Annotated in this window: 12 protein-coding genes, 1 pseudogene and 1 riboswitch; of the genes and pseudogenes, 4 read left to right on the forward strand and 9 right to left on the reverse strand. The window is 76.1% G+C overall.

Annotation, left to right across the window (positions count from 1 at the left end):
* Nucleotides 1-2: 2 nt before the first annotated feature.
* The 3 genes and pseudogenes from ACZ6Q9_RS06150 to ACZ6Q9_RS06160 all read left to right on the forward strand — a co-directional run bounded on the left by ACZ6Q9_RS06150 (nucleotide 3) and on the right by ACZ6Q9_RS06160 (nucleotide 4,085).
* Nucleotides 3-953 (forward strand): LLM class F420-dependent oxidoreductase, encoded by a 951-nt coding sequence (locus tag ACZ6Q9_RS06150; protein ID WP_393261705.1) that lies wholly within the window; start codon nucleotides 3-5, stop codon nucleotides 951-953.
* 11 nt (nucleotides 954-964) lie between these two features.
* Nucleotides 965-1,093 (forward strand): annotated as a pseudogene (locus tag ACZ6Q9_RS06155) (cupin); the annotation flags it as partial.
* Nucleotides 1,094-1,169: 76 nt separating this feature from the next.
* Nucleotides 1,170-4,085: a hypothetical protein gene (locus tag ACZ6Q9_RS06160; RefSeq protein ID WP_396828006.1), complete on the forward strand. Its 2,916-nt coding sequence runs from the start codon at nucleotides 1,170-1,172 to the stop codon at nucleotides 4,083-4,085.
* A gap of 66 nt (nucleotides 4,086-4,151) precedes the next feature.
* Here the strand turns inward: ACZ6Q9_RS06160 and thiC are convergent, their stop codons facing one another.
* The 7 genes from thiC to thiE form a co-directional block, all read right to left on the reverse strand.
* Nucleotides 4,152-5,744: a phosphomethylpyrimidine synthase ThiC gene (gene thiC, locus ACZ6Q9_RS06165; protein ID WP_393265060.1), complete on the reverse strand. Its 1,593-nt coding sequence runs from the start codon at nucleotides 5,742-5,744 to the stop codon at nucleotides 4,152-4,154.
* A gap of 17 nt (nucleotides 5,745-5,761) precedes the next feature.
* A complete protein-coding gene (gene thiD, locus ACZ6Q9_RS06170; RefSeq protein WP_396830238.1) occupies nucleotides 5,762-6,550 on the reverse strand; it encodes a bifunctional hydroxymethylpyrimidine kinase/phosphomethylpyrimidine kinase in 789 nt (262 codons plus the stop codon).
* Nucleotides 6,547-7,314, reverse strand: coding sequence for a thiamine phosphate synthase (locus ACZ6Q9_RS06175; RefSeq protein ID WP_396830277.1), 768 nt, complete (start codon nucleotides 7,312-7,314; stop codon nucleotides 6,547-6,549). Before ACZ6Q9_RS06175 ends, thiD begins: the two co-directional genes overlap by 4 nt.
* A gap of 68 nt (nucleotides 7,315-7,382) precedes the next feature.
* Nucleotides 7,383-8,153, reverse strand: a complete 771-nt coding sequence (locus tag ACZ6Q9_RS06180) for a thiazole synthase (protein ID WP_357692509.1) — start codon at nucleotides 8,151-8,153, stop codon at nucleotides 7,383-7,385.
* A gap of 4 nt (nucleotides 8,154-8,157) precedes the next feature.
* Complete coding sequence (gene thiS / locus ACZ6Q9_RS06185) at nucleotides 8,158-8,358, reverse strand: sulfur carrier protein ThiS (RefSeq protein ID WP_396830239.1); 201 nt, start codon at nucleotides 8,356-8,358, stop codon at nucleotides 8,158-8,160.
* Nucleotides 8,349-9,578, reverse strand: coding sequence for a glycine oxidase ThiO (gene thiO, locus ACZ6Q9_RS06190; protein ID WP_396830240.1), 1,230 nt, complete (start codon nucleotides 9,576-9,578; stop codon nucleotides 8,349-8,351). Before thiO ends, thiS begins: the two co-directional genes overlap by 10 nt.
* On the reverse strand, nucleotides 9,572-10,198 hold the full coding sequence (gene thiE, locus ACZ6Q9_RS06195; RefSeq protein ID WP_393265010.1) for a thiamine phosphate synthase: 627 nt from the start codon (nucleotides 10,196-10,198) through the stop codon (nucleotides 9,572-9,574). The genes thiO and thiE overlap by 7 nt, the downstream gene beginning before the upstream one ends.
* A riboswitch (TPP riboswitch) is annotated at nucleotides 10,193-10,301 on the reverse strand. It overlaps the preceding gene by 6 nt.
* 122 nt (nucleotides 10,302-10,423) lie before the next feature.
* Here thiE and ACZ6Q9_RS06200 point away from each other — a divergent pair.
* Nucleotides 10,424-11,356: a DUF559 domain-containing protein gene (locus ACZ6Q9_RS06200; protein WP_393450501.1), complete on the forward strand. Its 933-nt coding sequence runs from the start codon at nucleotides 10,424-10,426 to the stop codon at nucleotides 11,354-11,356.
* Nucleotides 11,357-11,622: 266 nt separating this feature from the next.
* On the opposite strand, the gene ACZ6Q9_RS06205 is transcribed toward ACZ6Q9_RS06200, so the two are convergent.
* On the reverse strand, nucleotides 11,623-12,585 hold the full coding sequence (locus tag ACZ6Q9_RS06205) for an aldo/keto reductase (protein WP_393450498.1): 963 nt from the start codon (nucleotides 12,583-12,585) through the stop codon (nucleotides 11,623-11,625).
* Between the two features lie 29 nt (nucleotides 12,586-12,614).
* Nucleotides 12,615-14,294, reverse strand: coding sequence for an ABC-F family ATP-binding cassette domain-containing protein (locus ACZ6Q9_RS06210; protein WP_396830241.1), 1,680 nt, complete (start codon nucleotides 14,292-14,294; stop codon nucleotides 12,615-12,617).
* Between the last annotated feature and the right edge of the window lie 36 nt (nucleotides 14,295-14,330).

A 14,330-nucleotide genomic window follows, 5' to 3' on the forward strand; every position in this document is an offset into this window, starting at 1 on the left:
GCATGCGGGTTTCCGTCTTCACGGAGCCGCACCGGGGCGCCACCTACGACGACCAGCTCCGCTTCGCCCGGCTGGCCGAGGACGGCGGCTTCGAGGGCTTCCTCCGCGCCGACCACTACCAGGCGATGGGCGACGAGCCGGGGCTGCCCGGCCCGACCGACGCCTGGCTGACCCTGGCCGCGCTGGCCCGGGAGACCACCCGGATCCGGCTCGGCACCCTGGTCACCTCGGCGACCTTCCGGCTGCCCGGCCCGCTGGCGGTGATGGTGGCCCAGGTCGACCAGATGAGCGGCGGCCGGGTCGAGCTGGGCATCGGCGCCGGCTGGTACGAGCGGGAGCACACCTCGTACGGCATCCCGTTCCCCCGGGTCGGCGAGCGCTTCGACCGGCTGGCCGAGCAGCTGGAGGTCATCACCGGGCTGTGGCGGACCCCGCCGGGCGAGACGTACAGCTTCACCGGCGACCACTACCGGCTGGTCGACGCCCCGGCCCTGCCGAAGCCGGTGCAGGTGCCCGGCCCGCCGGTCATCGTCGGCGGGCGCGGCCCGAAGCGCACCCCCGAACTCGCCGCCCGGTACGCCGACGAGTTCAACATGCCGTTCAAGACCGTCGAGGAGACCGCCGAGGCGTACGACCGGGTGCGGGAGGCCTGCGACCGGGTCGGCCGGGCCGAGTCCGGGCGCGGCCCGCTGACGCTCTCCGCCGGGATCGTGGTCGCGATCGGCCGTACCGACGCCGAGGCGCAGCGCCGGGCCGCCCCGCTGCACGTCAAGAGCGCGCTGCCGCCGGAGGACCCGGTGGTCGGCTCGCCCGCGCAGCTCGTCGACCGGATCGGGGAGTTCGCCGCGATCGGCGCCACCCGGGTGCACCTGCGGCTGATCGACGTCGCGGACCTCGACCACCTGGAGCTCATCGCAGCCGAGGTGCTCCCCCGGCTGGACGGCACCCGATGACCGACACGCAGCTCGACGGGACCACGATCGACGCCGACGAGCCGACCGGTGGGGTGGTCTACCGGGACCCGGGCGCCGTGCACATGCTGACCAACGTCGGCGACACGACGTACCTGGCGCGGCTGGTCGAGCTGAAGTAACCGCTGGCCGGGCGGGCCGACCCCGCTCGCGGCGCGCCGGTGGCGGCCTGCCCAACAGGTGCGTAACGTGCCGGACATGGCCTATCGGACCTGGGGCAGACTGCTGCTCACGGCGCTCGGGGTGAGCCTGCTGGCCGGGGCCGGTCAGCTCGGCGTCGCGTTCGGCTTCGGCATCGTCCGGCTCGCCGGCACCTTCACCGGCGCCACCGTCAACCAGTGGCCGGCCCAGCTCGTCTGGGCGGGCTGGTTCGCCGCCAACGCCGCCGTGGTCGGCGCGGTGCTCACCGAACGCCTCGCCCGCCGGGACGGCATGGTGGCCGGCACCGGCCGCCACCTCGCCGTCGCCAGCGGCGCCGCGCTGGGCGCGACCGTCGTCGCGCCGCTCTGCATGCAGCCCGCCCGGGCCGCCGAACTCGTCGCGATGGACCCGGTCTGGGCCGTCGGCATCTGCGCCGTCCTCGGCGCGCTGGCCGGCGCGGGCGCCGCACTCGCCGTCCTGCTCCGGCCGCCGGTGGGATGGAACATGGCGGCGGTCGCGGGCGCGGTCTGGCTGCTGGCGCTGCTGTCGACGGCGCCGTCGGTCGCCTCGACCGGGCCGCTGCCCAGCGTACGACTCGGGGTGCTGGAGCCGGCCTGGCTCGACGCCGGCGCGGCCCAGCGACTGGCCCTGGTGCTCCTGCCTCTGGTGGCGCTGCTCGCCGGCGCGGCGACCGGCGGGCTGGCCCGGTGGCGCGGCCACCCGCCGCTGGTCAACGGCGCGATCGGGGTGGCAGGTCCGGTGCTGGTGGCGTTCGCCTACCTGACCGCCGGTCCGGGCGACGCGACCGACCGCTACCAGCTCACGCCGTACTACGGAGCGTTGTTCGCGGTGGCCGCCGGCGCGCTCGGTTCGGCCGCCGCCGCGCTGCTGCGCTGGCCGCTCGTCACGCGCACCGCCCCCGGCGGCGCCATCGAGCCGACCGACATCCTGCGCCCGCTGCCCACCGGTCCCGCGCTGCCGCACGCCCCGGAGCCGGCCGCCGGCGCCGACGAGCCGGCGACGGTCGACCTGACCGACGCCGGGCGCGTGGCCGCCGACCGGCCCGGGGGTACGGACCCCGGCGGGACCGCCGGCGACGACGCCCCGCCGCCCCGGGCCGTCCCGGCGCACTGGGACTGGCCGGCCGACGGCACCACCGTCCCGACGACACCCGCCGCCGCTCCGGCCTCGACGTCCGTGGCCCGGGGCCGGACCGCGGGATCGCCGCCCCCGGCGGTCACGGGCGCGGCACACCCGGCCGGGGCACCGGCGACGACGGACGCGGCGGCCTCTGCGGCTTCTGCCGGATCGTCGCCCCCGCCGGTCACGGACGCGGCGCACCCGGTCGGGTCAGCGGCGACGACGGACGCCCCGCGCTCCGCCGGATCGCCACCCCCACCGGTCACAGACGCGGCGGCCTCTGCCGAATCACCACCGGTCACGGACGCGGCACAACCCGCCGAGTCAGCACCGGTCACAGACGGGGCGGCGTCTGCCGGATCGCCACCCCCGCCGGTTTCGGATGCGGCGCACCCGGCAACGGATACGGCGCCGCCGCCACGATCGCCGGCCCCGCCGGTCGCCGATACGGCACAACCGGCCAGGTCGCGGACGACAACGGATGCGGCGGCTTCCGCCGCGCCGTCGGCGGCGACGGATGCGGCGCGATCGGCCGAGCCGCCAGCCGCAACGGATGCGGCGGGATCGCCGGTCCCGGCGGCTACGGACGCGACGGGAGCGGCCGGATCGCCGCCCCCGGTGGAGGCCGTGCCCGCCGCCAGGCGGGACCGCGCCGACGAGGGCGCCCAGGCCACTACGGCTGCGGGCGAGCAACCACCGGTTGCGGCCGAGCAACCACCGGCTGCGGCCGAGCACCCACCGGCTGCGGCCGAGGCCGCCGCGCCCCCCGCGCAGCCGGCCGTCCCGGCCGCCCCCAAGCCCCGCCGCACCCGCAAGCCCCGGTCGACGAAACAGCCGGCGGCCGCGGCGGCGAACAGCGCCGACCCGACGCCCGCGGTCATCGACTCCCCCGCCGATCCGGCGACCCCACCGGCGGCACCGCGTGCCGGCGCTCAGGCCACGGCACCGGCCACCGCCGCTGCGGCAGGGACACGGCCGGCCGGGGCCACCGCAACCGCTCAGACGGCGAGCAGTGCCGCCGAACCGGCCCCGACCACCGAGGTAGGCCCGACCGCCGAAGTCGGTCCCGCGGCCGAGGCAGTTCCCACCACCCAAGTCCGTCCGACCGCCGAAGTCCGTCCCACCACCGAAGTCCGTCCGGCCGCCGGAGCGGATCGGATCGACAAGGCCGCCCCGACCGCCGGCGTGTTCGGCACGACGTCCGGGGTCGGCTCCCACGCGCCGGATCCGGACGACAGCGGTCCCCGCGCGGTGCCACTCCTGCCCAGCGACGAGCCGGCGGCTGGTCCGGGCGGTGAGCCGGACCCGGCGCCCCGGCCGGCCTGGCGACCCGCACCGGCGTGGCCGGCAGCGCCCCGGGTCGGGCCCGACGACGCCCTCGACGCGCCCCGCCCGGCCGCCGCGGAGCCCACGCCCGAGCCGGCGCCCCGGCCCCGACACCGGGCCCCGCTGCCCGACCTGGCCCGGGCGGCGAACTGGGACGCCCTCGCCACCGCGCGGCCCGGGGGCCCCGCGCCGACGCCGGTGGACGCCGCGTCGGGGAACGGGACCGCTGCCGCAGAGGGACCCGGGACGCCGGCCGACGGCGCGGCGTCGGCCGGCCCGGCCGAGCAGCCCGGGGGACGGAACCGTGGTCGGCTGGGGCTGTTCCGGCGCAACCGGCCCCGGGCCGAGGACGCTCCGGCGGACCGGGAGTCCGAGCCGCTGACGGCACAGGACGAGGAGTACGTGGACTGGGTCGCCGGCCTGAGCGGTCCGATCGCGGACAACGAACCCGAGCAGGAGAACGGTCGGCGGTCGTTGCGGTCCACCGGCCGCCACCATCGCGACTGACCCGGACCCGACCCGAGCGGCGGGGCCCCCCCCCCCCCCCCGGGGGGGCGCCCCCCCCGCTTCGGGTCAGGCCAGCGGCAGGTAGACCCGGCCGCCCGAGGAGACGAACTCTTCCGACTTGTCCTTCATGCCGCGCGCCGCGTACTCCTTGAGCTCCTGGGTGATCTTCATGGAGCAGAACTTCGGCCCGCACATCGAGCAGAAGTGGGCCGTCTTCGCCGGCTCGGCGGGCAGGGTCGCGTCGTGGTACGACCGCGCGGTCTCCGGGTCCAGCGAAAGGTTGAACTGGTCCTCCCACCGGAACTCGAACCGCGCCTTGGAGAGCGCGTCGTCCCACGCCTGCGCGCCGGGGTGCCCCTTGGCCAGGTCGGCCGCGTGCGCCGCGATCTTGTACGCGATCACGCCGGCCTTCACGTCGTCCCGGTCCGGCAGCCCGAGGTGCTCCTTCGGGGTCACGTAGCAGAGCATCGCGGTTCCGAACATGCCGATCATGGCGGCGCCGATGGCCGAGGTGATGTGGTCGTACGCCGGGGCGATGTCCGTGGTCAGCGGGCCGAGCGTGTAGAACGGCGCCTCGTGGCACCACTCCTGCTGGAGGTCCACGTTCTCCTTGATCTTGTGCATGGGCACGTGTCCCGGGCCCTCGATCATCACCTGGACGTCGTGCTCCCAGGCGACCTTCGTCAACTCGCCCAGGGTGCGCAGCTCGGCGAACTGCGCCTCGTCGTTGGCGTCCGCGATCGAGCCGGGGCGCAGCCCGTCGCCGAGCGAGAACGTCACGTCGTAGCGGGCCAGGATCTCGCACAGCTCGGCGAAGTTCGTGTAGAGGAAGTTCTCCTCGTGGTGGGCCAGGCACCAGGCGGCCATGATCGAACCGCCCCGCGACACGATCCCGGTGACCCGGTCCACCGCCAGCGGCACGTACGGCAGCAGCACCCCCGCGTGCACCGTCATGTAGTCGACGCCCTGCTCGGCCTGCTCGACGACGGTCTCCCGGAACACCTCCCAGCTCAGCTTCACCGGGTCGCCACCGACCTTCTCCAGCGCCTGGTAGATCGGCACGGTGCCGATCGGCACCGGCGAGTTCCGCACGATCGCCTCACGGGTCTCGTGGATCCGCCTGCCCGTCGACAGGTCCATCACCGTGTCCGCGCCCCACCGGGTCGCCCAGGTCAGCTTCTCCACCTCCTCAGCGACCGAGGAGGTGACCGCCGACGTGCCGATGTTGGCGTTCACCTTGACCAGGAACGCCTTGCCGATGATCGCCGGCTCGCACTCGGGGTGGTTGACGTTGAGCGGCAGCACCGCCCGCCCGGCGGCGATCTCGTCCCGGACGAACTCCGGCGCCATGCCCTCCCGGATCGCCACGAACTCCATCTCCGGCGTGACGACTCCCGCCCGGGCGTAGGCGAGCTGCGTCGGGCGCTTCCCGTACGCCCCGGCCAGCGGCGTGCCCGCGCCGCGCACCGGGGCCACGTCCCCGCGCTCGGCGATCCACGGCCCGCGCAACGGCGGCAGCCCGACCTCCGGGTCGGACCCGGGCCCGGATGTGTCGTAGAGCCGGACCGGCGCGTTGTCGCCGGTCAACTCCACCTCGGCGAAGGGCACCCGGACATCCGGCCGGGACCCCTCCACATGGACCTTGCGACGTGCCTGCACGACAGCCTCCCCTGTGCTCATGCGGACCACCCGAAGTGGTCCAGCGGGCCGCGTCCCGCGCCCAACTCCCAGTCCCGCCCGCCGGTCAGCGCGCGGAAGACGTACTCCTTGGCGGCGGCGACCGCCGTCGGCACCGGGTCGCCCAGCGCCAGCCGGACGGCGACGGCCGCCGAGAACGTGCACCCCGTGCCGTGGTTGTGCCGGGTGGCGACCCGGGGCGCGCGGAGCAGCGTGGTGACCCCGTCGCCGTGCAGCACGTCGACCGCCTCGCCGTCGGAGTCCACGTCGCCGCCGGTCACCACCACGTGCTCCGGCCCGCCGGCGGCCAGCGCCTCGGCGGCGGCCACCATCTCCTCGACCGTGGTCACCGGGCGTCCGAGGAGGACCGCCGCCTCCGCGCAGTTCGGCGTCGCCACCCGGGCGTACGGCAGCAACCGCTCGGCTGCGGCGACCGTGCCCAGCCGGTGCCCGCTGGTGGCGACGAGCACCGGGTCGACAACGAGGTGCGGCAGCCGACCGTCCCGGGCGGCGTCGGCGACCGCGTCGGCGATGGCCGGGGTGCCCAGCATGCCCGTCTTGACGGCCCGCACGGCGAAGTCGGCGAGCACGCTGTCGAGCTGCTCGGTGACCGTGCGCGGCGGCAGCGGCAGGACGGCGTCGACGCCCCTCGTGTTCTGCGCGGTGACCGCGGTGATCACGCTGGTGCCGTACGCGCCGAGGGCGGCGAAGACCTTGAGGTCGGCCTGGATGCCCGCTCCGCCGCCGGAGTCCGAGCCGGCGATGGTGAGCACGGTGGTGGGTGTCATCGGCCCCCCAGGATGGTTGGGGTCGGGGACCGCGGCATGGTGGCGCTGGGGGGCTGCGGCCGACCGTGCCCACTCCGGGCGGTCAAGCTTGATCCCTCCGTGGGCACGGTCGGCCGCAGCCCCGTACCGGAGACCTCCGCGCGGTCCTGCGCGGTACGCGGCGGCGGGGAGACCGTCGACCGGAAGGCGGCGGTGAGCGTGGCGGCCACCTCGGTCGGGTCGTCGGCGCGCATGATCGCGCCGAGCACCGCCACTCCCGCCGCTCCGGCCGCGATGCAGGCGTGCAGGTGCTCCGGGGTCTCCACCCCGCCCAGCGCGAGGACCGGCACGGGGCTGGCCTCGATCAGTTCCCACAGCCCGTCCGGACGTAGCGGTGGACCGTAGCCGGGTTTGGTGCGGCTGGAGAAGACCGGCGACAGGGTCGCGTAGTCCTCGGTGGTCAATCGGGCCAGCTCGGGGCGGCTGTGGCAGGAGCGGCCGACCAGGCCGAGACGCGGCGGCGGGTACGGGCCGGCCGACGGCAGGTGCACCGCGTCCCCGTCGAGCGGGTCGAGCCCGGCGACGACCAGGGTGCCGCCCGCCTCGGCGAGGATCGAACGCAGGTCGGCGGCGATGGCGACGCGGTCGGCGCGGGGCAGGTCCTTCTCCCGCAGCACCACCCACCGCACTCCCCCGGCCACCGCCCCGGCGACCACCTCGGTCAACGGCCGCCCCGCCTGCCACCGGTCGGTCAGCAGAACGACGCCGGACGGCCCACGCGGAATCCTGGTAGGAAACGGCCCCGCCAGGGGCGCTTCCGCACCAGGATCCGCCGGAACGGGACCGGGGCGGGTCACAGGTCCGGCCGTCCGTCGTCGGGGGTGGATGCCAGGGCGTGGAAGCGACGGGCGATCCGGCCCGCCCCGTACGCGAGCCGCCCCGCCTCGACCGCGTACCGCATCGCGGTGGCCATCGCCACCGGGTCGGCGGCCCTGGTGACCGCGCTGGCCAGCAGCACCGCGTCGCAGCCCAGCTCCATCGCCAGCGCCGCGTCGGAGGCGGTGCCGATGCCGGCGTCCAGGATCACCGGCACGTCGACGCTCTGCCGGATCAGCCGGATGTGGTGCGGGTTCGACACGCCCAGCCCGGAGCCGATCGGCGCGCCCGCCGGCATCACCGCGGCGCAGCCGACGTCGGCCAGCCGCCGCGCCAGAATCGGGTCGTCCGACGTGTACGGCAGCACCACGAACCCGTCCGCAACGAGTTCCTCGGCGGCGCGCAGCAGCTCCACCCCGTCGGGCAGCAGCGTGCGCTCGTCGCCGATCACCTCCAGCTTCACCCAGTCGGTGCCGAACGCCTCCCGCGCCAGGTGGGCCACCTTGACCGCCTCGCCCGCCGTGTAGCAGCCGGCGGTGTTCGGCAGCAGCCGCACCCCGCACCGGTCGAGCAGGTCCAGCAGCCCGCCGGCGGTGCCGGGGGCGGTGTCGACGCGGCGCAGGGCCAGGGTGACCAGTTCGGTGCCGGAGGCGCGGATCGCGTCCTCCAGCACGCGCAGGTTGGCCGCGCCACCGGTGCCGAGGATCAGCCGGGACGTGAGGCGCACGCCGCCCAGGTCGAGGCTCACCGCGTCACCCGCCCTGGGCGGCGCTGAGCACCTCGACCCGGTCGCCGTCGCGCAGCACGGTCGCCGGCCAGCCGGTACGCGGCACGACCTCCCCGTTGACCGCGACGGCGAGGCCGCGCCGCTGGTCGGTGACCGCGCGGACCAGGTCCGCCACGGTCGAGCCGCCGGGCAGGCTGCGCTCGGCGCCGTTCACCGTCAGTTCCACGTGTGCTCCTCCTCGGGTGCGTAGGCGCCGGACCGGTCGTCGGCGGCGGCCCGGACCACCGGCCCGACGCTGCCGGCCTGCCCAGCGGTGCCGGCCTGCCCAGCGGTGACAGCCGGATCGGCGGTGACAGCCGGATCGGCGGTGGCGGCCGGCGCGAACCGGTTCGGGGTGAAGGGGGCGAGCAGCGGGTCCGCCGTACCGGTGACCACCAGGTCGGCGACCAGGTCGGCGGTGACGGGGGTGAGCACGATGCCGTGCCGGTGGTGCCCGGTCGCGGCGAGCACGCCCGGCCGGCCGGGCAGCGGGCCGAGGATCGGGGCGTTGTCCGGGGTGCCGGGGCGCAGGCCGGCGAGGGTCTCGACGAGGTCGTACTCGGCCAGCTCCGGCAGCAGGTCGACGGCGGCGCGGAGCAGGCGCAGCACCGCCCCGGCGGAGACGTCGGTGTCGGCGCGCTCCTCGACGGTCGCGCCCACCACCACCTCCCCGCTGTCGCGGGGCACGAGATAGACGTGCTCGCCGTCGGCGTACCCCCGGATGACGTGTCGGAAGCCCGGCGCGCCGCCGCCGGGCGCGCGGAGCCGCAGCACCTGGCCCTTCACCGGCCGCACCGGCAGCCCGGTCAGGGCCGCCGCCCCGCAGCCGGCCGCCACCACCGTGACGCGCGCGTCCAGGTCGGACAGCCGGCGCACGGCGGCGGGCACCAGCGTGGCGCCGGCCCGTTCGGCGGCCGTGCGCAGCGCCGGCACCAGCCGGCGCGGGTCGACCTGGTGGTCGGTGGCGGCGAGCGCGCCGCCGCGCACCCGGGGCGCCAACGCCGGCTCGCGGTCCCGCAGCACCGAGGGGCGCAGCGGCGTCACCGGCAGCCCGAGACCCTGCTGGTACGCCCACAGCCGGCGCGCCTCGGCCAGGTCGTCGGCGGTGAGCCCGACCATCAGCGTGCCCTCGGTGCGGTAGCCGACGTCCGCGCCGGTGGCGGCGGTCAGCTCGGCGGCGAAGGCCGGCCAGCGGGCGGCGGAGGCGGTCAGCAGCCCGGTCAGCTCATGCTCGCCGAAGTACGCCTCGGCGACCGGGGCGAGCATCCCGGCGGCGACGTGCGACGCGCCGGAGCCCGGGGCGGGGTCGTGCACGGCGACCCGGAGGCCGCGCGCCGCGCAACGCCAGGCGATCGCCAGCCCGACCGGTCCCGCCCCCACCACGGCGACGTCCGGCCGGCTCAGCACCCCAGCGCTCCCAGCAGCTCCGCCGTCGCCCGGGCCGGATCGGCCGCCCCGGACAGCGCCCCCACCACCGCCACCCCGTACGCCCCGGCGGCCAGCAGCGCGGGCGTGTTCGCGGCGGTCACCCCGCCGATCGCGACCACCGGTACGTCCACGGCGGCGGTGACGGCGCGCACCCCGGCCGGGCCGATCGGCGCCGGCAGGCCGGTCTTGGTGCTCGTGGCGTGGCAGGGGCCCACGCCCAGGTAGCTGGCCCCGGCGGCGACCGCCTCGGCGGCCGTCCCCGGCTCGCGGGCGGTGGCCCCGAGCACGGCGGTCGCGCCGAGCACCCGGCGGGCCGCCCCGACCGGCAGGTCGTCCGCGCCGACGTGCCCGCCGGCGGCGCCCACCGCCAGCGCCACGTGCAGCCGGTCGTTGACGAGGCAGGGGACGTCGTACGGCGCGCAGAGCGCGACCACCCGGCGGGCCAGGTCGTACGCCTCCCGGTCGGTGGCGTCGTCGGTGACGCGGACCTGCACGACCAGCTCGGCGCGGGCCACGGGGAGGGCAGCCCGCAGCACGGCCAGCGGATCCCGCCCGGGTCGGGTGTCGGTGATCAGATGCAGTCGCCCAAGGGACGGCACGGCAACACTCCTCCCTGCGCCGGCATTACCCGGATCAGGTTCGACGGTCGGGGGCTCTCAGCCCCCCTCTCAGCCCGGTGCACCGGGCTCCCGTGGGTCACTTGCGCGTGTCACCGTACGACGGATCGCCGGATCCGCCAAGGGCGGGACGCGGATTTCACACCGACCGTCCGAAGCCGACGATCGGGGCGGCGCGTGACCGGCCCGTCACGCGATGCTGTCCGGATGCCCTCCCCCGCCCGGGTCCCGCCCCGGCTCGCCTTCCTGCCGTTCCGCGGCAGCACCGCGATCACGCAGGGGCTGCTGACCCGCGCCATGCTGCGCGGTCCGACCTGGCAACGCCTGCTCCCCGACGTGTACGTGCACCGGGACGCCCTGCGCGCAGCCGACCATCGGCTCTGGTGCGACGCGGTCGCCCTGCTCCTGCCCGCCGGTGCCGCGATCGCCGGGCCGAGCGCCGCGTACCTGTGGGGCGTCGACCTGCTGCCCCGAGGCGCGGCGGTCAGCGTGCTTCTTTCTCGGCCGGCACGGCTGCGCCCGCACCCACAACTGGCCGTCACCCGCTCGGCGCTACCGGCCAGCGACCTGACCCGCTTCGGTGGCCTACCGGTCACCACACCGCTGCGTACGGCGTTCGACCTCGCGCGACGAGGGCCGCGCGACGAGGCCCTCGTCGCCCTCGACGCCCTGCTGCACCGCCGGGTGGTCGGGCTGCCGGCCCTGCGGGCGTACGCCGAGACGCGGCCCCGCTGGCCCGGGCTGCCGCTGCTGCGCGAGGTGCTGGCGCTGGCCGAGCCGCTGAGCGAGTCCCCGATGGAGACCCGGTTGCGGCTCCTCCTGCTCGACGCCGGGCTGCCCCCACCCACGGCGCAGCACGACGTGCGCGACGCCCGGGGGCGGTTCGTCGGTCGGGTCGACCTGGCCTGGCCCGCCCTGCGCGTCGCGGTCGAGTACGACGGCGACCACCACCGCGAGCGCGCCCACTTCCGCCAGGATGTCGCCCGGCTGAACGCGCTGCGCGCGGCCGGCTGGATCGTCCTCCGCTTCACCGCCGACGATGTGCTCCGGCACCGGACCCGGACGGTACGCCTCGTCACCGCCGCCCTGCGCGAACGCGCCGACGAGCGGAACAGCACGGCTGTCACCCGCCCACGGTGACAGCCGTCCCGTTCCACCCGCGCCGGCGCACGTTCCCCCCGGCCAGGTAACCAGCGCCCGCCCGGCAGGCCCACGGGACAACCGCCCCGCAGCCGGCCGAGACGGGCGCGCGGGGAAGGGTGACGGGGACGGGTGGAACACCAGGGCTGCCTCCCAGTGTCGGAGACGTGCGTGGTGTTCCACCCGTGGCAGCCCGGGCCTGGGCGGGCGCGACGTCGACACCGCCCCGGCACCGCGATGCGGTGCCGGGGCGGTGTCGACGTGGGTCAGAGGATGGCGCGGAGGGCGTCGACGTCCTCGTCGGTGGGCTGCCACGCGCCCGCCTCCGCGTTGGAGCGCACCTGCTCGGGCGTGGTGGCGCCGGCAATCACCGAGGTCACCGCCGGCAGGGCGGCCAGCCCGCCGATGGCCACCTGGAGCATCGACAGCCCCCGCTCGTTCGCGTACGCCTCGATCGCCTCGATGGTGTCCCAGTCGGCGGCGGCAAAGCGCTGGGCGTACCGGCCGCCTCCGGCGAGGCGGCTGCCGGCGGGCGGGGCCTGGTCGCGCTTGTACTTGCCGGTCAGCAGGCCGTTGGCCAGCGGGAAGAACGGCAGCAGCCCGAGGCCGAACCGCTCGCAGGCCGGCACCACCTCGGCCTCGGCGGAGCGTTCCAGCAGGCTGTAGTGGTTCTGCGCGCTGATGAACCGGGACCGGCCGGTGGACGACGCCACCCAGTCCGCGTCGGCGATCTGCCACCCGGCGAAGTTGGAGTTGCCCAGGTAGCGCACCTTGCCGGCGCGGACCAGGTCGTCCAGCGCGGCGAGGGTCTCGTCGATCGGGGTGCCTGGGTCGGGCTCGTGCATCTGGTACAGGTCGATGTGGTCGGTGCCGAGCCGGCGCAGCGACGCCTCCACGGCGCGGGCGATGTAGCGCCGCGCGCCCCGGGCGCCGAAGTCGGGGCCGTTGAGGCCGTGCATGTCCATGCCGAACTTGGTGGCCACCACCACGTCGTCGCGGCGGCCCTTGAGCGCCTGGCCCAGCAGTTCCTCGGAGCCGCCCTGCGGCTCGCCGTAGATGTCGGCGGTGTCGAAGAAGTTGATCCCGGCGTCCAGCGCGGCGTCGACCACCGCCCGGGTCCCGTCGAGGTCGAGCTTGCGGCCGAAGTTGTTGCAGCCGATGCCGACGACGGACACCACGAGCCCGGAGTCGCCCAACCGGCGGTAGGTCATCTCAGTCACGAGATCCACCCTATGCCGGCCGGCCGCCCGGGGACGCCTCAGCCAACGTCCCAGACCGGCTCGGGGGTCTCCACCACCTCGTTGTCGCCGCGGAAGAGGACGAACCGGTCGAACGATCGGGTGAACCAGCGGTCGTGGGTCACCGCGACCACAGTTCCCTCGAACGCCGTCAGCCCTGCCTCCAGCGCCTCCGCCGACGCCAGGTCGAGGTTGTCGGTGGGCTCGTCGAGCAGCAGCAGCGTCGCGCCGGACAACTCCAGCAGCAGCACCAGGAACCGCGCCTGCTGCCCGCCGGAGAGGGTGCCGAAGCGCTGGTCGCCCTGCCCCGCCAACTCGTACCGGGACAACGCCGCCATCGCCGCGTGCCGGTCCATGCCGGCCCGGTGGTCGTCCCCCCGCCAGAGGATCTCCACGAGGGTCTTCGCCATCAGCTCCGGCCGGTCGTGGGTCTGCGAGAAGTGCCCGGGGCGCACCCGCGCGCCGAGCCGGGCCACCCCGTCGTGCGCGACCGGCGCGAGCGCCGCCGCGCCGTCGACCGGGCCGTTGGCCGGGTCGGGGTCACTGCCGCCGCGGGCGAGCAGCCGGAGGAAGTGCGACTTCCCCGTGCCGTTGGCGCCGAGCACCGCCACCCGGTCGCCGTGCCAGATCTCCAGGTCGAACGGGTAGGTCAGGCCGTCGAGCTCCAGCTGCTCGCAGACCACCGCGCGCTTGCCGGTCCGCCCGCCGGTCAGGCGCATCCGGATGTCCTGGTCCTTCGGCGGTACGGGCGGCGGCCCGGCCTCCTCGAACTTGCGCAACCGGGTCTGTGCGGCCTGGTAGCGCGAGGCCATCCCGTCGTTGTACGCGGCCTTCTGCTTGTACATCAGCATCAGCTCGCGCAGCTTCTGGTGTTCCTCGTCCCAGCGTTTGCGCAGCTCGTCGAGGCGGGCGTGCCGGGCCACGCGCGCGGAGTGCCAGCTCGCGAAGCCGCCGGGGTGCACCCAGGCGCTGCCGCCCTCCACGGCGACGACCCGGTCGGCGGTGTGTGCCAGCAGCTCCCGGTCGTGCGAGACGTAGAGCACCGACTTGGCCGACTCGCGCAGCCGCCCCTCCAGCCAGCGCTTGCCTGGCACGTCGAGGAAGTTGTCCGGCTCGTCGAGGAGCAGCACCTCGTCGGGGCCGCGCAGCAGCAGTTCGAGGGCGAAGCGCTTCTGCTGGCCGCCGGAGAGGGTCCGGACGGGCCGCTCCCGGGCACCGTCCCACGGCAGGCCGAGCACGATGGTGGCGACGGTGTCGAAGAGCACCTCGGCGTCGTACCCGCCGGCCTCGCCCCAGGCCGCGAGCGCGTCCGCGTACGCCAGCTGGGCCTTGCCGGCGGCGGTGCTGTACTTGCCGCGGACCTCGGCCGCCCGCATGGCCGCCTCGGTCTCGGCGAGCCGGCGGCCGGCGTCGCGCAGCGCCGGCGGGGCGAGCGACAGCGCCAGGTCGGCCAGTGTGGACTCGTCGCCGATCATGCCGATGAACTGGCGCATCACGCCCAGCCCGCCGGCCCGCGCGATCGCGCCGGTCTTCACCGGCAGGTCGCCGGCGACCATCCGCAGCAGCGTCGTCTTGCCGGCGCCGTTCGGCCCGACCAGGGCCACCTTGGCGCCCTCCCCGACCCGGAACGAGACGTCGGTGAAGAGTTCCCGCCCGTCGGGGAGGAGGTGCCCGACGGCTGCCACGTCCACGTATCCCACGTCGGCATCCTGCCCGAGCACCCGCCGGGCGGCCCA

The organism is Micromonospora sp. NPDC049139 (assembly GCF_055586845.1).

Excerpts from the sequence above, each read along its gene's own strand:
- ACZ6Q9_RS06150 (WP_393261705.1), top strand. The coding sequence starts at position 3 with ATGCGGGTTTCCGTCTTCACGGAGCCGCACCGGGGCGCCACCTACGAC.
- ACZ6Q9_RS06160 (WP_396828006.1), top strand. The coding sequence starts at position 1,170 with ATGGCCTATCGGACCTGGGGCAGACTGCTGCTCACGGCGCTCGGGGTG.
- thiD (WP_396830238.1), bottom strand. The coding sequence starts at position 6,550 with ATGACACCCACCACCGTGCTCACCATCGCCGGCTCGGACTCCGGCGGC.
- ACZ6Q9_RS06200 (WP_393450501.1), top strand. The coding sequence starts at position 10,424 with ATGCCCTCCCCCGCCCGGGTCCCGCCCCGGCTCGCCTTCCTGCCGTTC.